At 67.0% G+C, this 20,922-nt stretch carries 16 protein-coding genes; 8 read left to right on the plus strand and 8 right to left on the minus strand.

What is annotated here, in order from left to right:
- Window positions 1-106: 106 nt before the first annotated feature.
- The 5 genes from ABXH26_RS03680 to leuD all read left to right on the plus strand — a co-directional run bounded on the left by ABXH26_RS03680 (window position 107) and on the right by leuD (window position 7,621).
- Entirely contained in the window at window positions 107-4,117 is a 4,011-nt protein-coding gene (locus tag ABXH26_RS03680) for a CheR family methyltransferase (protein WP_353565683.1), read from the plus strand.
- Window positions 4,114-4,497, plus strand: a complete 384-nt coding sequence (locus tag ABXH26_RS03685) for a response regulator (RefSeq protein ID WP_353565684.1) — start codon at window positions 4,114-4,116, stop codon at window positions 4,495-4,497. Before ABXH26_RS03680 ends, ABXH26_RS03685 begins: the two co-directional genes overlap by 4 nt.
- A 129-nt stretch (window positions 4,498-4,626) precedes the next feature.
- Window positions 4,627-6,045: a 3-isopropylmalate dehydratase large subunit gene (gene leuC, locus ABXH26_RS03690; RefSeq protein WP_353565685.1), complete on the plus strand. Its 1,419-nt coding sequence runs from the start codon at window positions 4,627-4,629 to the stop codon at window positions 6,043-6,045.
- A 14-nt stretch (window positions 6,046-6,059) separates the two neighbouring features.
- Window positions 6,060-6,998, plus strand: a complete 939-nt coding sequence (locus tag ABXH26_RS03695) for a TraB/GumN family protein (RefSeq protein WP_353565686.1) — start codon at window positions 6,060-6,062, stop codon at window positions 6,996-6,998.
- A 20-nt stretch (window positions 6,999-7,018) separates the two neighbouring features.
- Window positions 7,019-7,621 carry a 3-isopropylmalate dehydratase small subunit gene (leuD, locus tag ABXH26_RS03700; protein ID WP_353565687.1) on the plus strand — a complete coding sequence of 201 codons (603 nt, stop codon included), beginning with the start codon at window positions 7,019-7,021 and terminating at the stop codon, window positions 7,619-7,621.
- A 130-nt stretch (window positions 7,622-7,751) separates the two neighbouring features.
- On the opposite strand, the gene ABXH26_RS03705 is transcribed toward leuD, so the two are convergent.
- From ABXH26_RS03705 to ABXH26_RS03725, 5 genes are all read right to left on the minus strand, one after another.
- The gene (locus tag ABXH26_RS03705; RefSeq protein ID WP_353565688.1) at window positions 7,752-11,093 is read right to left on the minus strand and encodes a lamin tail domain-containing protein; all 3,342 of its coding nucleotides are present in this window, start codon (window positions 11,091-11,093) and stop codon (window positions 7,752-7,754) included.
- A gap of 71 nt (window positions 11,094-11,164) precedes the next feature.
- Complete coding sequence (locus tag ABXH26_RS03710) at window positions 11,165-12,631, minus strand: hypothetical protein (protein ID WP_353565689.1); 1,467 nt, start codon at window positions 12,629-12,631, stop codon at window positions 11,165-11,167.
- Between the two features lie 38 nt (window positions 12,632-12,669).
- A complete protein-coding gene (locus ABXH26_RS03715) occupies window positions 12,670-13,362 on the minus strand; it encodes a hypothetical protein (RefSeq protein WP_353565690.1) in 693 nt (230 codons plus the stop codon).
- A complete protein-coding gene (locus ABXH26_RS03720) occupies window positions 13,359-14,825 on the minus strand; it encodes an SUMF1/EgtB/PvdO family nonheme iron enzyme (protein WP_353565691.1) in 1,467 nt (488 codons plus the stop codon). Before ABXH26_RS03720 ends, ABXH26_RS03715 begins: the two co-directional genes overlap by 4 nt.
- 9 nt (window positions 14,826-14,834) lie before the next feature.
- Window positions 14,835-15,977: a hypothetical protein gene (locus tag ABXH26_RS03725; RefSeq protein ID WP_353565692.1), complete on the minus strand. Its 1,143-nt coding sequence runs from the start codon at window positions 15,975-15,977 to the stop codon at window positions 14,835-14,837.
- Window positions 15,978-16,190: 213 nt separating this feature from the next.
- Here ABXH26_RS03725 and pabB point away from each other — a divergent pair, with 213 nt between their 5' ends.
- Window positions 16,191-17,450, plus strand: a complete 1,260-nt coding sequence (gene pabB / locus ABXH26_RS03730) for an aminodeoxychorismate synthase component I (protein ID WP_353565693.1) — start codon at window positions 16,191-16,193, stop codon at window positions 17,448-17,450.
- Here the strand turns inward: pabB and ABXH26_RS03735 are convergent.
- From ABXH26_RS03735 to ABXH26_RS03745, 3 genes are all read right to left on the minus strand, one after another.
- The gene (locus ABXH26_RS03735; RefSeq protein WP_353565694.1) at window positions 17,434-18,153 is read right to left on the minus strand and encodes a hypothetical protein; all 720 of its coding nucleotides are present in this window, start codon (window positions 18,151-18,153) and stop codon (window positions 17,434-17,436) included. The genes pabB and ABXH26_RS03735 overlap by 17 nt on opposite strands.
- Window positions 18,154-18,214: 61 nt before the next feature.
- Complete coding sequence (rpe, locus tag ABXH26_RS03740) at window positions 18,215-18,883, minus strand: ribulose-phosphate 3-epimerase (RefSeq protein ID WP_353565695.1); 669 nt, start codon at window positions 18,881-18,883, stop codon at window positions 18,215-18,217.
- A gap of 7 nt (window positions 18,884-18,890) precedes the next feature.
- Entirely contained in the window at window positions 18,891-19,265 is a 375-nt protein-coding gene (locus ABXH26_RS03745) for a VOC family protein (protein WP_353565696.1), read from the minus strand.
- Window positions 19,266-19,392: 127 nt separating this feature from the next.
- Between ABXH26_RS03745 and ABXH26_RS03750 the strand changes: the two genes are divergently transcribed.
- The gene (locus ABXH26_RS03750; RefSeq protein WP_353565697.1) at window positions 19,393-19,827 is read left to right on the plus strand and encodes a universal stress protein; all 435 of its coding nucleotides are present in this window, start codon (window positions 19,393-19,395) and stop codon (window positions 19,825-19,827) included.
- Window positions 19,828-19,878: 51 nt separating this feature from the next.
- The gene (locus ABXH26_RS03755) at window positions 19,879-20,877 is read left to right on the plus strand and encodes a glycoside hydrolase family 43 protein (RefSeq protein ID WP_353565698.1); all 999 of its coding nucleotides are present in this window, start codon (window positions 19,879-19,881) and stop codon (window positions 20,875-20,877) included.
- Window positions 20,878-20,922 lie beyond the last annotated feature (45 nt).

Genomic DNA, 20,922 nt, shown 5'->3' on the forward strand with positions numbered 1-20,922 from the left:
ATCCGTCGTGGCCCGCCCCCGGCGGAACCCTTGCGCCTTTACATGCGCGTGCATCCACTTATGAGAGCAATGACTTAATGCAGCTCAAGAATTGATCAAAGAATCGGTGGGAAAACATAAAGGGATTCATGTGGTCGCCCTTGCTGCCTCGGCAGGCGGATTGGACGCGCTCAAGAGCTTCCTTTCCGGCTGCGAAAAAGACGGCGGGGTGGCGTATGTGGTGATCCAGCACTTGGATCCCACGCACGAGAGCCTCATCGCCGACCTGCTCCAGCGGGTGACAGAGCTGCCCGTTTCCGAAGTGGATCGGATGACCCGGCTGCGGGTCGATCATGTGCATGTCATCCCACCCGGGAAGTATCTCGAAATCCGGGGCGACGAGTTGCACGTGACCGCCCCCACCGAGGCGCGCGGGCCGCGGATGGCGGGCGATCATTTCCTCCGCTCGCTGGCGGCATGCCACGGCCCGCGGGCGATCGGCTGCATCCTCTCCGGCAGCGGCTCGGACGGCAGCATGGGGGCGAAGGCGATCCGGGAGGCCGGGGGGGTGATCCTGGTGCAGTCGCCGGAAGAAGCAGGCTCCGGGGGCATGCCGCGGAGTGCGATCGATGCCCGCCAGGCCGATGCCGTGATGCCGGTCGGGGAAATGCCGGACTTCATCCGCCGCTACATCCGCGGCGAAGCGGGCGGCATTTCCAACGAATCCGGCGACGACGACCGGCTGGCGGACATCCTGGAGAAGGTGCGCGACCACACGGGCTATGATTTCAGCCCCTACAAGGAGCCGACCCTGCGGCGCAGGATCCATCGTCGAATGCACCTTAAGCATCTGGATCAAATTTCCGATTATCGGGCGCTGCTGGAGCGGGATCCGGACGAGGTGACGGCGCTGCGGAAGGATCTTCTGATCTCAGTGACCCATTTTTTCCGCGACCGTGGAGTGTTCGCGGCGATCGAGCAGACGCTGCTGCCATCGCTCTGCGCCGAGAAGGAGGATGACACGCCGGTGCGGGTGTGGGTGCCCGGAGTGGCGACGGGCGAGGAGGCCTACTCGCTGGCGATCACGATTTACGAGCAGCTGCAGAGGCGGAGCGGGGGCTGCAAGGTGCAGCTGTTCGCCACCGATGTGGACGAGGCGGCGCTGAAGCAGGCGCGGGCGGCTTGGTATCCGCGGTCGATCGAGGCCGAGGTGTCGCCGGAGCGGCTGCGGAAATGGTTCATTGCGGAACGCGGCGGTTACCGGCTCAAGAAGGAGATCCGGGAGCGGGTCACCTTCGCCCGGCACAACCTGCTCGAAGACCCGCCGTATTCGCGCATCGACCTGGTCAGCTGCCGCAACCTGATGATCTATCTGGAGCAGGAGGTGCAGCAGCAGGTTGCCGCGGTGTTCCACTTCGCCCTGCGGCCGGAGGGCTATCTGGTGCTCGGCCCGGCCGAGGCGATCGCTCAGCGCAGCGGTCTTTTCAAACCGATCGACAAGAAGCTGCGGATCTACCGCCGGCTGGACGTGCCGCGGCAGGCCATGCGTTCGATTTCGCGCTCGCTTTTCCTCGGCGGCCGGGCGGATTTCAGCCCGCCCGCGCCGGAGCGGAAACGCCTGCCGGCCGATGTCCTGGCCGAGGCCGCGCAACGCATGCTGATCGAGCACGACCGGCTGTGCGTGGTGTTGGTCGACCGCGAGCTGAGCATCCGCTACGTGATGGGAAATCCGGCGCCTTATCTGGAGTTGGCCGAAGGGATGGTGGAGCGCCACATCGCCCAGTTCGCCCGCGAGGGCTTGCGCGGCAAGGCGCGGATGATCCTGCACCACGTGATCGAGGGCCGCGACGCGCGGTCGGAGACCACCGCCCGGCTGAAGCTGCCGGAAGGTGAATTCCGGGTGCGGATGCTGGCCCGCCCGGCGGATGGCGAGGCGGAGCTTTACGCCTGCGTGTTCGAGTGCACCGAGCGCATCTCCGAGGTGGCGGGCGATCCCGATCTCCAGGCGGGCGAGGCGGCAAGGGCCCGTATTTCCGGCCTCGAAAGGGAGCTGACCGCCGCGCGCCATGACCTGAACTCGACCATCCAGCAGCTCGAAAACGCCAACGAGGAGCTGCGCGCTTCCAACGAGGAGGTCGTTTCCGTGAACGAAGAGCTGCAATCAACCAACGAGGAGCTGGAAACCTCGAAGGAGGAGCTGCAGAGCGTGAACGAGGAGCTGACCACCATCAATCAGCAGCTTCAGGACAAGATGGGCGAGGTTTCGCGCTCGCGCGATGACATGGCCAACCTGCTGGCGAGCACGCGGATTGCCACGGTGTTCCTCGACCGCGGGCTGTGCATCCGCCGGACCACCGAGGCGGCGGACCGCTTGCTTCACACGAGGCCCACGGATGCCGGCCGGGAGCTGGCGATGTTCGCTCCGGTGCTGAAGGACGTGGACCTGGTGGCGGAGGCCGGGCGGGTGCTTGAAAGCGATGAATCTTTCGAAGGGGAGGTGCAGACCCAGGACGGCCGATGGTTTTCCCTGCAACTGCTGCCGTATCAGAATGCCGACGGCTGCGTCGATGGGGTGGTGATCACGCTGATGAGCATCGACCGCATGAAGCGCACCCAGGGCAAGTTGGAGCGCAGCGAGGACCGGCTGCGGGTGGCGATCGAGGCCACGCGGCTGGGAACCTTCGAGTATGACCTGAGCACCGGAGAAATCCGCAGCTCGCCGCGCAACAACGAGATCCTCACGGGGGATCCCGGGCGCTCCACCGGCTATCTGGATTTCGTGAAGCAGCTGCATCCCGAGGACCGGGCGATGGTCGAGGAAACCGTGGCGGAAGCCCTGCGGCCCGACGGCAGCGGCGAGTACAGCGTGGTCTACCGTGTCTTGCGGGGCGATGGCTCCGAGCGCTGGGTGGCGGCGGAGGGGCGGACGGTCTTCGAGGGCGAGGGCGACGGGCGCAAGGCGGTGCGCATGGTCGGCACCACCCAGGACATCACCCGCCAGATCGCAGCCCGCCATGCCCTGGAGGAGAGCGAGCAAAAGTTCCGCCTGCTGGCCGATAACATCTCGCAGTTCGCATGGACCGCCGATGCCACCGGGGCGATCCACTGGTATAACAAGCGCTGGTTCGACTACACCGGCACCAGGCTTGAGGAAATGGAGGGCTGGGGCTGGAAGGCCGTGCATCATCCCGACCACGTGGCCCGCGTGGAGGCGCGGTTCCGCAAGGCGATCGAAACCGGCGAAGACTGGGAGGATACCTTCCCGCTGCGCTCGGCGGAGGGCGAATACCGGTGGTTCCTCTCCCGCGCGATGGCCATCCGCGACGCCTCCGGACAGGTCGTTTCCTGGTTCGGCACCAATACCGACATCACCGAGCAGCGTGAAGCCGAGCTGGCTCTGGAGGAGGAGCGGCAGCGCCTCGATGAGCGCGTCCGCGAACGCACCGAACAGCTGGATCGATCGCAGCAGGAAATCCGCCGCCTCCACCACATGGCGGCTTCCGCCGAGCAGCACGAGCGGCGCCGGATCGCCGAGGGGCTGCACGACGACGTCCAGCAGCTCCTCGCCGCCGCGCGGCTGGGGCTGGCCTCGACCATGGCGGTGACCGACGACGATCGCGTGCTGAAACCCCTCCGCCAGGCCGAGGACTGGACCTCCAAAGCGCTGGCCGCCACCCGCTCGCTGATCTTCGACCTCAGCCCGGCCGTGCTTTACGAACTGGGGCTGGAGCCCGCCCTCAAGCACCTCGCCGAGCAGATGAAAAAGCGCTTCAACCTCGACGTGGAGGTCGAGATTGGCGGGGCGCTGGACCCGATCGAGGAAAATGTCCGCGTGTTCGTCTACAGCTCGACGCGCGAGCTGCTTTTCAACGTGGCCAAGCACGCCGGCACCGAAGCCGCCCACCTGCGGCTCGCCCGTCGGAACCAGCAGATCCACGTGGAGGTGGCGGACGGCGGATGCGGTTTCGACAGCGAGGCCCTCGAGGAAATGACCGGTCATCCGGGGCCAAACGGCGGTCACGTCGGAATCAAGCTGGTGCGCGAGCGCATCCGGCAGTTCGGTGGCGACATGACGATCCGCTCCGCACCGGGAAACGGCTGCGAAGTGAGCTTCTGGGCCCCCGTTTCCGAATCATGACCCCGCCTCAGCCATCCCTGCGCGTCCTCTTCGTTGAGGACCATCCGCTGTTTCGGATGGCCTTGGGCATGCTGCTGGCCAGCACCGGCAACGTCGAGATCGCCGCCGAGGCCGATCGCGGAGCGGACGCGCTCGCGCGGGTGGAGGAACAGGAGTTCGACCTCATCCTGCTCGACATCCGGCTGCCCGACATGTCGGGGATCGATGTCGCCCGCGAGCTGCGCGAGCGCGGCTGCGACACGCCCATCCTGGTGCTTTCCATGCGCGACGAGAGCGAGGTCCGGCGCCTGCTGCCGGCCGGCGTGAGTTTTTTCAGCAAGGCCGCGCCGCCGGAGGAAATCGCTGCCGCCGTCCAGCGCGCGGCCCAGCCGGCTGGCTGATCGGAGAGGCGGGAAAGACGGTTCGAGCCGGGTTTTTCCGCTCGCGGAAAGCCCGCGACATCCCGCTTTGACATTCCCGGGGCGCTGACCCAATTTCCCTGCCCCCGGCGACACCGGGCGACGCAAATCATGGGCAAAAGTCTCTACGAGAAAGTCTGGGAGGCCCACAAGGTGGGCACGCTGGCCGACGGCCGGACGCAGCTGTTCATCGGCACCCACCTCATCCACGAAGTCACCTCTCCGCAAGCCTTCGGCATGCTCCGCGATCTCGGCCTCACGGTGAAATACCCGGGCCGCACCTTCGCGACGATCGACCACATCGTGCCGACCATCAACCAGGACGCGCCGGCCGACCCGCTGGCCGCGGAAATGATGCAGGCGCTGCGGCAGAACGCCGACGATTTCGGCGTGACCTACTTCGACCTCGCCTCTGGAAAACAAGGCATCGTTCACGTCGTCGGACCCGAGCAAGGCATCACCCAGCCGGGCACCACGATCGCCTGCGGTGACTCGCACACCGCCACCCACGGCGCGTTCGGCGCGATCGCTTTCGGGATCGGCACCACCCAGGTGCGCGACGTGTTGGCGACCCAAACGATGGCGATGGAGCCGCTCAAGGTCCGCCGCATCGAGGTCAACGGCCGCCTCCGTCCGGGCGTTTACGCCAAGGACGTGACGCTGCACATCATCCGCAAGCTCGGTGCCAAGGGCGGCATCGGCTTCGCCTACGAATACGCCGGCGAGGTCTTCGACGCCATGACCATGGAAGAGCGGATGACCGTCTGCAACATGGCCATCGAAGGCGGCGCGCGCTGCGGCTACGTCAATCCCGACCACAAGACCGTCGAGTATCTCAAGGGCCGCCCGTATGTCGACATGAGCGACTTCGAGGCCACCGCCGCCAAGTGGCTGTCGTTCGCCTCCGATGCCGACGCGCACTACGACGACGTGGTGAAAATCGACGCCGCGGAGATCGAGCCGACCGTGACCTGGGGCATCTCGCCCGATCACGGGATCGCCGTTTCCGAAAGCATCCCGGATCCCGCCTCCGCCACCTCGCCCGATGAAAAGGCGACCATCGAGGAAGCCCTCGCCTACATGAAGCTGCCGGCCGGCACGCCGATCAAGGGCGTGAAGATCGACGTCGCCTTCATCGGCTCGTGCACCAACGGCCGCCTCTCCGATTTCCGCGAAGCGGCGAAGTTCCTCAAGGGCCGCAAGGTCGCTGCCGGCGTGCAGGCGATCGCCGTACCCGGCTCGCAGATCGTCGCGATCCAGTGCGAGCAGGAAGGCCTCGACAAGATCTTCGAGGAAGCCGGCTTCGAATGGCGCGGTGCCGGGTGCTCGATGTGCCTGGCGATGAACCCCGACAAGCTCGTCGGCGATCAAATCTGCGCCTCGTCCTCGAACCGCAACTTCAAGGGCCGCCAAGGCTCGCCGACCGGCCGCACGATCCTGATGTCGCCCGTGATGGTCGCCGCTGCCGCCGTGAGCGGATCGGTGGCCGACGCCCGCGAGGTGTTCGAGATCGCCACCGCCGCCGCCTGAGTTTTCCCACGGAAATGAAGCGCCTGCTCCGACTTTGCCTCGCCGGGCTCGCCATCGCGGGCCTGACCGCGCCCGCATGGAGCGCGGACGAGGCCCCCGAGCACCCGGCCAAGCCGATGCTGTGGAGGGTCGAGGGCGGCAAGCTCGCCAAGCCGTCGTGGCTCTTCGGCACGATCCACCTCGGGACCGGCCCGGTCGGGACGCTCCACCCGGCTGCGGAAAAGGCGCTGGAAAGCTCCGACGCGCTCTACACCGAGCTGGAAATGGACCCGGTCACCCAGCTCGGACTGGCCAAGCATTTCATCCGTACGGATGGCCGGAAGCTCTCCGACTCGATCGGCGAGGAGATGACCGAACAGCTCGAAGCCGAGCTGAAGAAGATCATGCCCGCCCTCAACTCGGCGGTACTGCAGAGCTTCAAGACCTGGGCGGTGGCGATCATGCTGCCGACCCTGAAACTCCAGCTCGAGGGCGCCCCGCCGCTCGACATGATCGTTTGGAAAAAGGCCGAGGACGCCGGCATCGCCACCCGGGCGCTGGAGAAGCCCGAGGACCAGTTCGACATCTTCGACGACCTGACCGAGGACGAGCAGGTCATCATGCTTTCCGAAACCCTCCGCCAGCTCCGCGAGGCGCGCGACAAGGACGAGGACCTCAACGACGAACTCATCGCCGCCTACGTTTCCGGCGACGACCAGGCGGTGCTCGACTGGATGAACCGCTACTACCAGGAAATGATCGAAGGCGAGCACGCCGAGCTGGGCAAGAAGCTCATGAAGCGCATGCTCGACGACCGCAACGCCAAGATGGCCGCGACCATCATCAGCGCGCTCCAGACGGAGCCCGATCAGTCCCACTTCTTCGCCGCCGGCACCGCCCACTTTCTGGGCAAAAACAACATCGGCGGTTACCTCACCAAGCAGGGTTACAAGGTGACCCGCGTGACCGAATAACTCTCCCACTCGACCGAACCATGGCACTCGACAAGATCACCCAAGTGGCCGGCCGCGGCGTTTTCGTCCCCGGCGCCGACATCGATACCGACCGCATCATCCCCGCGCGTTTCATGAAATGCGTGACCTTCGACGGCCTCGGCGAGTTCGCGTTCTACGACGTCCGCTTCGACCCCACCACCGGGGAAAAAACCAGCCACCCGCTGAACGACCCGCGCTTCGACGGTGCCACGATCCTGCTGGCCGGCGTCAACTTCGGCTGCGGCTCCTCGCGCGAGCACGCCCCGCAGTCGCTCAGCAAGTACGGCTTCAAGGCGGTCATCGCCGAGTCCTTCGCCGAAATCTTCTTCGGCAACTCGACCACCCTAGGCATGCCCTGCGTGACGCTCCCGCACGACGCCATCGCCCAGCTCCGCGCCGCGGTCGAGGCGGATCCGGCCACTGAAATCACCATCGACCTCGAGGCCAAGCAGGTCCGCTCGTCGGCCGGCCACGAGTTCGCCCTGAGCATCCCTGAATCCGCCCGCGACGCCCTCGTTTCCGGCCGCTGGGACCCGATCCAGGAGCTCATCGACCACAGCCCGCAGATCGAGGCCGTGGCGGAGAAGCTGCACTACGTCTGAGGAGAGCGGGCAATCCTGCCAGCACTCACGGTCGCGGGACCACGATCGGATTGCAAGCCACTCCGAAGAATGCCGGGGTGCCCGGAACCTGATGATGTTGTTGGGGCGTCGATGTCCGATGCCCTTCCGCTCAGGGCGTTTCCTGCACCTGCGCCCGGAAGAAATATCGGTCGGCGCTTTCGGGGGCGATCGCCTGCACCCTCTCGAGGTTCGGCTGAAGCGGGGTCACCGCGTTCCCTGCGGGCTCCCAGGTTTCAAGGTTTTCACTGCCGAGGATCGTCACGGCCACGTCGCTCCGTCCCGGGTCGCGGAAGATCGTGAACGACCGGTTTTCTACTAGAAATGTAGGAGCGGGATCGGGTGCGGCGGGGTCGAGCAGCAGGCCGTACTCGACGAGGGCCGGGATGCCGTCGCCATCCGAGTCGTCGTCCGGGCCGCTCAGGCCGAAGCGCTGCGACCAGCTGGCGAAGCGGTCTTGCACCCAACCGGATCCGGGGGAAGCGGCGTCGGCGAGCCAGGAAATCGCCAGATGGCCATCGGAGCCGATCCCGAGGCGGTTCAGGCTGGGACCTCCGCCGTCCGGCTCCGTCGGCCACGGCGCTTCGTCGTCATAGCGGAAGTCGTCGATGAGGTTCCCATCGGCATCGACGAGCGTGATGGCCTCCCCACCGTTGTCCAGAGCGCCGGACCACTGCCCGGCCGGGGGGATGCTGGCGGGGAAACGCAGGGGAAGCATCCGCAGATCCTCGGCCACGACGACCCGCTCGCCCGGCGCCAACGTGTAGGGAGGAAACACGAAGTCAATCCCGTCGGCGAAGCGGCAGCCGTCGAGGTTGACGCTGTCGCCGCCGACATTGAGCACCTCGATGAATTCGAAGTCGTCGTCCGACAGGTTCGGCGCGCCCGGCAGCCCGGAGGCGGCGAGGATTTCCGCACCATCGGGATCCGCGGGATGGTAGGAGATCTCGGAAACGACCAAATCGCCCGGCCCGGCGAGTCGATCGGTGGCAAAGCGGGCTTCGTTCAGGGCAGACCACTGCGCGCCGGTGAACCAGCGGGCCTTCACGATGCCCTCGCGCTGCGGCGTGATCGGTGTGCCATTGTAGGGGGTGAGCCCCGGCTGGAGCGTGCCATCCGGGGCCCGCGGGTCGCTGCCGTCGGTGGTGAGGTAGATCCGGCGGGCGGTGCTCCCCGCTGCGGTGAGCGCGGAGCCGGCAGGCAGCCGTCCGCCGTGCTGCGGCAGGCCATCGACGAAGAACTGCGGAGGATCGACCGCCGGCAGGTAGGTCTCCGAGCTGCCGGGCCAAGTGTGGTTTTTCCACGCGGCGATCAGGATCTCCGTGCGATTCTCGCCCGTTTCCGGAAACCAGCCGCCGGCTCCGAGCAGGCCGTGGTGCGGTTCGGTATCGAGCGGACCGAAGATCGCCGGCAGCCAGTTGTCGGCGCGCGTGAAGTCGCCGTCCGGGCCGTCGCCGCCGCTGCGGTCGTCGCCCCAGCGGGCCGACTCGCCGACGATCGCCCGGTCCAGCTCGTCCACCCGATCGAGCACCTTCAGACGGTTGCGCGGGTTGGTCAGCGCGCCGTCGTGGTGCAGGTGCCGGTAGGCGCGGTCGGCGAAACGGAGGCGGAACCCGGGCAGCTCCGAAAGCTCGTCGAAGAGCCCGGCGCCGTCCTGGGAAACGGCCAGCGAGCCGGTGTCGCCCGGGTCCTCCAGGCAGCGCTCGCTGTCCCACAGGTAGAATCGCCACGGGGCCTGCGCCGGCCCGCCGCCCGCCGCGCGCCAGTTGTCCGTGGGCTTGAGGTCGTCGTTGTGACCGAAATGCTGGGCGATGTAGAAATCGATGTAGCTGTCGACGTCAAGGCGGGCCTGGATTTCCTCCCAATCTCCGCCCGCGACCGCGGCCTTCATCGCCTCGAAGCTGGCCTGCTCGGCGGCGCTGTGGTTGCCCGGGTGGTAGCTCGTCACATCTTCCGAGTTGTAGTTACTATAGTCGGCGTAGTGGTCGGCATCGACGCGTTCGTGGAGATTGTAGACGCCCCAGTAGAGACCGTTCAGAAACAGGTGGACGTAGCGGCCCGCGCAGCCGTCGGCGTGGCCCATGGCGATGAACGAGTCGCGCATCCACTGGTCGGTGAACTGGTTGGCACGCTGGCGCTGGTTGGCGTCGGGATGGATCCAGGAGTTGTTGTAGTTGGCGCGCAGGTGGAGCGAGTCGAACGATCCGGCCGCCGGCGGCGGGAAAAGGTCGGCCCGGAGGCGGCCCGGACCGTATTCCGCGCGGAACCGCAGGCTGAACGAGTGCTTGATCGCCTTCCCCGGCTCGCGGCTCGCGCCGCCTTGCATCCGCAGGCCGCAGTTGATCTGGAAGGCGACCGGCCCGTTGGCGCCGTCACCGCTCTCCAGCGGCTCGAAATACTCGGCCGAGACCGCCTTTTCCTGGTCGCCGAGCGGGTCCGCATACAGTCCCGTGCTGCCGAAAAGGTCCTCCATGTCGGCGCAGACCGAGATCGTCGGCAGGTCGCGCAGCCCGGCGAGGAAACGCTGGCCGTCGGTGGCGCTCTGCGAGATGTCGGGATCGACCGCGTAGTCGGCGTGGCTCTCCTCGCCCCATGTGGTCGGATAACCTGTCGGCCGGACCTGGCTGGCGACCGCGGCGGGGAAAACGTAAGTCTGGGTCGCCACCGCCGAGGGCGTCGCCCCCTCGCGGATCGCCGCGGCGCGCAGGACGGAGGTGCTCGCGATGGGGATCGGGCCGCTGTAGGCGATCGATCCCGCCACCGGCGTGCCGGCGGCATCGATCGGCGGGCGGCCATCGAGCGTGTAGCGGATCTGCGCGCCCGGGTCCGGCGTTTCCAACACGACTTGGAAGGGCGAGGTGAAGAATCCCCGCTGGTGCGAGAACCCGACGGCACCGACGAGCCGGATGTCCGAGGAGTTGGCCGCGCCGGGAGTCGGCGTGCCGAAAAACACGGCCGCGCCGCTGGTGGGATCCAGGCCGTATGACACGTCCGCCACCTGCGGCGGGTAGTCGGTTCCCGCCGGGCCGAACTCGCTGACCACGGCCGCCGAGGGATCACTCAGCGCCACGTATTCGCCGCTGGCGCCGAGGGCGAAGTTGGTGCGCGGCAGGCCGTCGGTTTCCGGCACGCCGCTGCCGTCCGCCAGCACCACCAGGAACCCGCCGGCGGCGATGACGGAGCCTGCGGAAAAGGTCCACTTGGTCGGCGAGTCAGCCCTGTCCGTGAGGTGCCATCCGGCGAGGTCGACGGCGGCCGGGCCCGTGTTTTCCAACTCGATCCAGTCGTGGAATCCCGCGTCGGCCTGGCCGGGCACGACGATCGAGTCATTCGCGGCGAGGAACTCGGAGATCCGGACATCCGCCGGTACGGGGGTGATCGTCAGTCCGGCGAAAAGCAGGACGACGCGAGCGTTCGGGTAGATCATGGGTTGGGCGCCGGAGCGCGGCAGCATCCGCAGATCCGGGTCCGCACTTCCAAGTCCTTATGGCGCTCAATGCCGCTGAAACCCGTCAGCCATTTCGTTCAAGGCCGCGGCACGACGATCGGCCGCAGATCGAACTCCGAAAACTCCGGCGTGTCCGGCGCGCGGAGTTCCCGGGTTTCCGGATTCCAGCGGTAGGGCTGCCCGAAGAAGGGATCGTAGGGAACCGGCTCGCCCTTCATCAATGAGTAGGCGGCCCGCTGCATGGCATCCTCGGCCACCGCCCGCCGCAGGCCGCGGCACCAGGCGTTGGCTCCGATGAAGAACGTCCCGACCGCCTCCCTGCTCGTGCTTGAGAGGTGCGAGAGATCGGGTTCTCCGTTGGAGGTGTCACCAAGTTGCGCCCAGTCCGAGACCTTGTCCGATGAAAAGCGCTCGGCGAGGCGGAGGTTGAGCAAGGCATGGGTGTCGAGCAGGTCGGCGACATCCGGCGGATAATAGGGATCCGTGGTGTCGGCCAGCATCGGCAACAGCAAGGCCTGGCTGCTGATCCGCCACTCGGCCTTCATGAGTTCGGCGAAATGGGACGGCGGGGAAACGGGCGGATCGACCACCTGCTCCCAAGTCACCGGATCGATTTCGCCGGCCGGAAGGGCGGGCAGGATCTGGTCCATCGTATAACCCGCCACGGTACGGATGAGCAGGATGTTGACGGTCTCGTTCAGCAGGGTCGGTGATTCAATGTCTCCGAGGTGATGGGCCAGGCCACGGGCGGCCTGCACCGATTGCATGGCGTCGGCCGTCCGCCCCTCGTCGGCCGCCAGGTGGGCCTCTGCCAGCAGCGCCTGAGCGGCGGAGCGGTAGACCTTGCTGGAGATGACGAACCAACGTGCCAGGTCGATGCCGGTGACCGATTGATCCGGCAGCAGCCCAATCGCGCGGATTTCCTCCATCAGGTCGGCATGCTCGGCGAGCCACTGACGGGCCTCGGCAGGGTTCCATTTCCCACCATCATCGAAATGATCGCGGAGGGTGGGGGACAGTGGCAGATCCGGCTGGAAACTTCCGGTTCCCTCGGCTTCGAGCCGCTCGGCGAGTTCGAGCATTTTTAAAAAACCATTCTGCTCCGGCGGCACGTCACGGAGTTCGATGGCAAATTCCGGGTAGCGCTCGAGCATCTGCCGGTACCATTCCTGGGCCCGTTCCCGGAGTTCAGCGGCCATCGCCTGATCAGCGGGATCGTCAGATTTACAAAGATCCCAGAAGTGGGCTCCGAAGCTGCGGCGCTGGCGGCGCCACGGGTTGAGGTCCCATGACATCAAGTCTTCGAAGCGGGCATGGAACCAACCCGCCAGCTTCCACGAGGTCATGGGCCGCTGGGCTCCGATCGCGAAGCCGCCATCATCCTTTGAAAGGGGCGGGCGCTTCGCGGAAAAGACCAGCCGGCCATCCTCAGCGACTTGCCGGCAGGCGGGATCGTGCATCCAGACCAGCGAAACGATCAGGCCGGCGACCAGCACCGGAACCACCGCCCATGCCGCGGCCTTCCACGGGAGACGACACTTCATGTTTGCTGATTATCCGAATCTTTCGTCGGGAGCAAGTTTCACCCGATGAAATCCCCCTCGACGCGGCGGTCGGTGATGTGGAGGTGCTTTTCGATCTGCTGCTCGATGAAGATGGCCTGGTCGGCCTGCTTGAGGCCTTTCAGCAGGGTGCGGCGGTGGTTGCCGTCGAAGATCGCCTCGACCTCGTAGGTGGTGCTGGCGCCGTTTTTGCCGTGCTTGACGGTCTGGCGGCAGAACAACTGCTCGAGGCGCTGGGCGTCGAGGCGTTGGTTGCCCTTCCACGGCACCGGGCTGTGGATGACCTCGAGCTCGCCGTTTCCGGCGCGGAGGGTGGTGGTGTTGAAAAAGGTGGCGGCGAGGAAGTAGAGGATGCCGATCCCGATGGCGGTGTGGATGAGGGCGAAGGCCGACATGAACCACATGCCCTGGCTGAGCGCGATGGTGTGCCACACGACCAGGAAGCCGTTCCAGACGATGGCGAAGAACACCAGAAACCACGCGCTGGGGTCGAACCACCGGCGGCGCAGGACGAGCTGGCCGCCTTCCTCGTCCATCGTGAAGCGGGCCGGCATTTCCACCTGCCCGCGCGGGATCGGCTGGCTGGTGGTGGCGGGCAGCGCGAAGAGCGAATGGCAGTGGCGGCAGCGCGCGGCGGCGATCTGCGGCGAGATATCTGCGGGATCGAGCACCGAGCCGCAGTTGGAGCACTTGAGTTCGATCAGCTCGCTCATGGTTCGTCGATCGGGGTCAGGAGGCGGAAACCGAGGTCCTCGCGGCGCTGGAGCAGGTCATCGGTCCAGTCGCGGTTCCACGCACCGGTGCCGGCGTGGAGGTAGGAGCCGCCGACGATGACGTGGGCGGGCGCGGCGGCGGGGTTGGCGGGATTGAGGGCGGGTGCCAGCGTCCACTCGCTGACCGAGCCGGCCATGCCGCGGAAGCCTTCCTTGGAAATGTCGCGGGCACTGGTTTCCGTGACGGGTCCCCACGGGCTGGGAAGCAGGGTGGACGGCTGGTCGATGGCGGCGAACCATTCTTCCTGCGTCGGCAGACGACCGCCGGCCCAGCGGCAGTAGGCGCAGGCGTCCCACCAATCGACGTTCACCACCGGGCAGTTGAGCGCCATGGCGAGGCCGTTCCAGCTGCCCTGCTCGCGGGCGGCGGCGAGCATCGCGGACCAGTCGCCGGGGCGGTGGTCCGGTTTTTCCTCGGGCTGGCCCTGGTGGTCGAAGACATCGCGGTCCTCGGCGGGCAGCTGCGCGAGGACATCGAGGAAACGGGCGTACTCACCGATGGTCACCTCGCCGCAGCCGAGGTCGTAGGCGGGCAGTTGGACGCGTTCGCCATCTGGCGTGACGTGTTCGCCCGTCGGCACCCGGACGGGCGCGGGCAGGGCGGCCTCCGCGGGCGGGGGCGGGACCTTTTTTTCCCGGTGCATCAGCAGGCCGGCGAGCCCGAGACCGACCACGGCGACCAGGCCGCCGATGACGACGGGCAGCAGCGATTTCCGCGGCCGGATCGGGCGGGTGCGCGGACCCTGAGTGGGCGTGGGGCCTTCGAGGAGCTGGCTTTCCACCTGCTCGCTGTAAACCCGGACTTGATCCCACTGCAGCGGCTCTTCGAGCCCCTCGCCGCGCATCCAGGCGAGCACGGTGTGGACCCGCCCGGAGCCCGATTGGTGGGTGGCGACGAGCGGTGCCAGCGAGTCGCCGAGGCGGGCGACGTCGATGCGTTCGCGGTCGGGATCCGCCTCACCGTCGCAGGCGAGGTTTTCGAGGCGCACGGAGCCTTTGCCATCGATGTGGATGGCGGCCGGGGTGAGCGGCTCGGTGGCGCGGCCCTGCATCATGCCCATGGCCTCGGCGGTACGGCGCAGGGCGTGGGCGAGGCGCACGGGGGGCAGCTTGATGTGGTCGCGCAGGTGGACTTCCAGGCTGGCGCCGGGCAGGTGCTCGAGGGCCACGAAACAGTGTTCGTCATCGCTCACCGCCTCGTAGACGGAGCCGATGAGCGGGTGGGCCACGGCGGCCTTGGCGCGGACGTGGGCGAGGAATTCCTCACGGCAGGAAAGATCGGTGAGCTCGATGATGATGACCTTGCGGCCGATCGAGGTCTGTTCCGCCAACCAGGTGGTCTGGGCGGGGTGGGTGGCGAGCTCTTCAAGCAGGCGGTAGTCGCCCAGCTGGCGGTGTTCCATGGGACTCACTCAGTGGTCGTCGAGAGGGGGCAGATCGAGCGGCTCCTCCACCGGGATTTCGTTTTCGAGGGTGGGCAGCAGCGGCATGTTGGGATCGAAGGCCGGCATGTCGCCCTCGTTCAGGAACAGGGGGTCGGGGTTGCCGGAGGTTTGCTGTCGGACGTTGGCCTCGGAGGCCAGGTGGCGCGGGTTGGCTTGGGCATCGATGAGTTCGTTGCGGTAGAAAAGCTCCACGGTCTGGCCGTAGTACTTCCGCCGGCCGAAGAGCTGGAGGTCGCTGCCGGTGGCCTCGGGGATGGTGTAGGTGACGCGCAGCATTTCCTGGCCACCCACCCAGTCGATCGCGCCGCTGACCCAGTCGAACTCGGTCTGCGAGCCGGTGCTCATGGGCAGGATGTTGCCCTGCGGATCCTGGTCGTAGAGGTTCACCTGGACAAAAAAGTCGTTGGCCGACGGCTCGGAACCGGGTGCGGCGGAGACGGGGATCGTCAGGATGACGCGTTCGCCGTGGTGGTAGGTGTTGTCGGGAAAGATGATGACCCGACCGAGCGACAGCTTGCCGCGCATGTCCTTGGGCAGGGCGATGCCTTCGGTGAGTTTTTTGGAGGCCAGCTGATAGAGCGCCCCGGCGCCGGTGGCCCCGAGACTCCGGACCTTTGCAAAGGCATCGGCGGCCTTGGCGGCAAGGCTGGTGTCAAAGCCTGCCATCGTCTCGTAAACGAGCCCCAGCTCATACAAGGCGTTGGGCTCTTCCGGACTGCGGGCGATGGCTTCCTCAAGCTTGGGGATCGCGGAGCCCATGTCCTCCGCCACGCGGGCTTCACGGGCTTCGTTGACGAGTCGCTCGACCACCGGATCGGCGATCGGAGGGGCCTGGAACGGCCGCGGAGCGGGCAGGTTCTGGTCGTAGGGAATCGGCTCGGGCGCGGGCGGCAGGGCGACGATCGGCTTGGCTGGCTGCGCCGGCACCTGGGGTGCGATGTTGACCAGCTTGGTGACGATTTTTTCCTCCACCCGCACCTCGCGCGCGCTCTCGACGCGCAGGGCGAGGGCCACGCCGCCGATCAGCAGCTGGATGAAAGCCACCATCCCCAGCACCCAGCAGGAAAGCTGGAACAGGAGACCGGAACGGGCATGGACGGCTTCAGCCATGCGGCGAAACCTAGGGAGTGCCGCCGGAAGTTCAAAGTGCGAAGTTGGAGCGAGATCTCAGATCTCAGATCTCAGATTGAAGATTGAAGATTGAAGATTGGAGATTGAAGATTGAAGACTGAAGGGCGGGGAGTCTGGAACTTGGCGTCCTCCTTCGCCAAGGCATCGGCAGGGCAGGCTTGAAACTTGGAACTTGGGCGCTAGGGGTGCGGCGTGAGTTCGACCGAGGTGCAGCCGCGCCCCGACCTCGACGGGATGTCGCCGTTGGAGGTGGCGGGCCAGCTGCGCCACCTGCCGGGCCTGGTGTTTCTGGATTCGGCGGGAAACCTGCCGGCGGACGAGGCTTCGCCCGCATCGATCATCGCGGCCGGGCCGGTGGAGGTGCTGAAGGGCTCGATTTTCGACGAAAACGACCGCGCGCGGCTGGAGGCCCGGATCGCCGCGCGGGGCGGCCGGCCGGCGACGGATCTCGGTTTCCCCACCGGCGGGCTGTGCGGATGGATCGGCTACGAAGGCGGGTTCGTGTTCGGCGACTATCCGCGGATGCTGGTCCACACCGAGGCCGGCGGCTGGGCGGACGTGGGGGGGCTGGCCGGAGAAATGCGGACCCACCCGCCGCTCGAGCGGCCGTGGATCGGTCCGGTCGAGGCGCAGTGGACGCGCCGGCGCTTCGTCGATTCGGTGGCGCGGATCCGCGAGTGGATCGCGGCGGGCGATATCTACCAGGTGAACCTGGCGCAGGGCTTCGCGGCGGAAGTACGAGGAGCATCGTTGTTCAGCCTCTATGAACGGTTGCGCGCGGTTTCCCCGGCACCGATGGCGGCGTGGCTCTCGCTGGATGGAACGGAAGTGCTTTCGTCCTCGCCGGAGACTTTCCTGCGGATTTCCGGCCGCGGCATCGAGACGCGCCCGATCAAGGGCACCCGCCCGCGGTTCGCGGAGCCCGCGGCGGACCGGCGCTCGGCCTACGAGCTGCAGACTTCACCGAAGGAGATCGCCGAGCTGGTGATGATCACCGACCTGCTGCGCAACGATCTGGGGCGGATCTGCGAATTCGGCAGCGTGGAGGTGGAGGAAATGCTGCGCCTGGAGACGCTGGCGCAGGTCCACCATCTGGTTTCGGTGGTCCGCGGGCGCTTGCGGGAGGGCGTTTCCGCGGTGTCGGCGGTGGCCTCGTGCTTCCCGGGCGGGAGCATCACGGGGGCGCCGAAACGGCGGGCGATGGAGATCATTTCCGAACTCGAGCAGGCACCGCGGGGCATCTACTGCGGGGCCATCGGCTGCTTCGGCTACCACGGCGAGAGCCGCTTCAACATCGCCATCCGGACCATGGTCCGCGAGGGAAACCGGCTGCATTTCCACGCCGGAGCAGGAATCGTGGCCGACTCGGACCCGGAAAAGGAGTTCGAGGAGACGCTGCACAAGGCCGAGGGCATCCGCCTGGCGCTGCAGGACTTCAGCGGACGGGCTTGAGCGAACCCATCGGCGGCAGGTTGTTATCGACGACGCTGTGGTAGTAATCCTTGAGCCGGACGGCTTCCTCGAGGTCGAAGTCCTTGGTGTATTCCTTGACCCAGTCCGGCGACACGCCGGGCGGGAGGCCGGGATTGTCGACCACCTCACCGCCGTCGCCGGAGTCGTCGCCACCGGGATCGGTCGGGGTGGTGCCGGGGTCGGTGGTGCCGCCCCCGCCGCCGAACATGCCGCCCACCGGGCTGCCGAAGGTGTCGCGGTGCTGTTGCATGACCGAGTTGTAGGTATCGACCCAGCCGTCGGGGTCGCTCTGGACGGCGGCGGCGAGCTTTTCCCGCACCTTGGCCATGTCCTTGGCGGCGGCGACCTGGCGGTTGGCGCGCTCGGTCTGCTCGGGAGTCGGATGGTTCTTGGCCCGGCCTTCCATGTAGGCGGCCCGCAGCTCGGGCGACATGGAGTCCTCCATCTTGGCGACCGCTTCCGCGCTCAGGGGAACGCCGGGAGTCGGGCGCCGGCCCATGACGGGCGCGCGCTTGTCATCGGTGGCCGCGTCGCCGCCGTGGCGCTGGGTGAGTTTCGAGGCGGTGAGTTCCTCGGGCAGCAGGCCGTTTTCCTCCCCGCCGCGATCGGGCAGGGAAATGAACACGGCGAGGCCGGCCGCGACCACAAGGGTGGCGCTGGCGATGACGACGGTGGGTTTCATGGTGGGAATGGTTATCCTTGATACGCCGCGGGGGAAAGAAATTGTCTCCGGCGGAATTTTTTCAGGCGCGGCGGATGTCTTCGATGGCCGCGGCCATGTCCGGGGCGCGGAAGGTGGACGAGCCGGCAACCATCACGTTGGCCCCGGCGCGGGCGCAGCGGCCGGCGGTTTCGGCGACGATCCCGCCATCCACCTCGATGTGAAAGCCGAGGCCGCGGTCGTGGCGGGCGGCGGCGGCGGCCTGGATTTTCGGCAACACCTCGGCCATGAACGACTGGCCGCCGAAACCGGGGACGACCGTCATGCAGAGCAGCAGGTCGATCTGCTCGAGAAATGGCTCGACCGCCTCGAAGGGCGTGGCGGGGTTGAGCGCGAGACCCGCGTGGCGGCCGGCGGCGCGGATCCGGACGAGGGTTTCGGCCACGTCATGGTCGGCCTCGACGTGCACGGTGACCATGTCGGCGCCGGCCTCGATGAAGCGGTCGAGGTAGTGGTCCGGCCGGCTGATCATGAGGTGGACGTCGAGGAACACGTCGTCGAGCGCATCGACCGTCTGCACCATGGCGGGGCCGAAGGAAATGTTGTCGACGAAGTGGCCGTCCATGATGTCGAGGTGCATCCAGTCGGCCCCGGAACGGACGGCGCGGGCGACTTCCTCGCCGACTTGGGTGAAATCGGCGGCGAGCAGGGACGGCGCGACGACGCGGTCGCGGCAGGTGGGCGTGCTCATGGGCGGTTCAGCGTTCGAGGATCTCGACTTCGTAGCCGTCGGGATCGGTGACGAAGGCCATCTTGCGCTCGCCGGAGGAGAACTTCTCGCGCCAGCCGGACGGCCAGATCTCGATGCCGGCCTTTTCCAGGGCACCGCAGTACTCGATGATGTCCGGCACGCCGACGCAGGTGTGCATGAGGTCTTCGGGACAGGTGGTCTTGTAGTCCTCGGACCAGGTCAGCTCCAGGAACACGTCGTTTCCGGGGAGCTCGAGAAAGGCGAGCTGGTTGCCCTGCGGCGAGGCCTTGCGCTCCTTTTCGGCGTAGCCGAGCTTGGTGTAGAAGGCGATCGAGGCGTCGAGGTCCTGGACACGGATGCGCGTGTGGAGAAATCGGATCATGTCGGGGCGACCATGGCGCGGGAGCGGCGGGCTGTCAGCGGCGAATTCGGCCGCGGCGGGCGATTTGCGACAGCAGACGGCACGAAGGCTGGCGCCGGCGGGGGACCGGTGTTAGGGTGCCAGCACCATGAAAACGATTGTTGCAGCAGTGGATTTCTCGGATTCGACCCCCGGCGTGATGGAAGCGGCCAAGGCCCAGGCGGCGGCCTTCGGGGCGGCGCTGCACCTGGTGCACGTGCTGGAGCCGGAGCCGTCCTACACCGCCTACGGGTTCACGCCGGACGAGTTTCCGGCGATGCATGTGTTTCAGGAAGAGGCGCGGAAACGGGCCGGGGCGAAGCTCACCGAGCTGGCCACGGCCTGCGGGGCGGAGGCGAAGCTGCTGGAAGGCAGCCCGCTGCACGCGCTGATGGACCTGGTGAAGGAAGTCGGCGCGGAAATGGTCATCCTGGGATGCCACGGCCACGGCATGGTGGCCTCGCTGCTGCTGGGCTCGGTGGCCGAGGGCATGGTGCGAAAAGCGGTCGTGCCCACCATGATCGTGCCGGTGCGCAAGGAATGAGCCGCGGCGATTCGCGAAACAATCCGCGGCACCGGACGTAGAGTGGCCGCGATGCGTTGGTGTTGGCTGTGGGTTCTCGGGGTGCTGGTTTTCGCCGCCCGGCTCGGTGCGCGCGAGCGCTTCGAGAACCCGGTGGCCAAACACGGCGCCGACCCGTGGGTCATCCGCGAGGGCGACCGGTATTACTACTGCCACGCCGGACGCGGAGCGGTGTGGGTATCCTCGTCCGAATCGCTGCTCAAGGTCTTCAGCGCGAAGCCAGTCGAGGTGTGGCGGCCGCAGAGCGGAATGAGCTGGTCGAAGGGGCTGTGGGCGCCGGAGCTGCACCGGATCGATGGCGCCTGGTACATCTACGTGGCGGCCGACGATGGCGAAAACGCCAACCACCGCATGCAGGTCCTGCGGCGGCGCGATGACGATCCCTGCGGGCCCTTCGAACACGTCTCGCCGCTGGCGCTGCCGGGCGATTGCTGGGCGATCGATGGCACCGCGCTGCAGGTCGGCGGCCAGCTCTATCACGTCTGGTCGGGCTGGGAGGGCCGGGAGAACTCCGAGCAAAACCTCTACATCTGCCGCATGAAGGACCCGGTGACTCCGACCGGCCCGCGGGTCCTCATTTCCCGACCGGAATACGACTGGGAGCTGCGAGGCGGGAGCCCGAAGGTCAACGAGGGTCCGACCGCTCTGCAGCACGGCGGCGATACCTTCATCGTCTACTCGGCCAGCGGTTCGTGGTCCGATCACTACTGCCTGGGTGTGCTGAAGCTGGTCGGCGAGGACCCGATGGCGCCGGAATCGTGGGTGAAAATGAAGGACGCCTGGTTCGAGGGCAGCAGCAAGGTGATCTCGCCGGGCCACGCCTCGTTCACCGTGTCTCCGGACGGGCGGGAGCACTGGATCGTCTACCACGTGGCGCGCCACGCCGGAGCGGGCTGGGACCGGCAGATCCACATCCAGCCGTTCGATTTCAATTCCCGCCACGGCGCGCCGGAGATCCGCGGGCCGGTGCGCGCGGGCCAGAAAATCTACAAACCCTCCGGCGAGTGGTGACTTCCCGGGAGATCGCCCTCGCGGATCCGCGGGATGGCGGTTAGA

The organism is Haloferula sargassicola (assembly GCF_040362925.1).
Lineage (GTDB): Bacteria > Verrucomicrobiota > Verrucomicrobiia > Verrucomicrobiales > Akkermansiaceae > Haloferula > Haloferula sargassicola.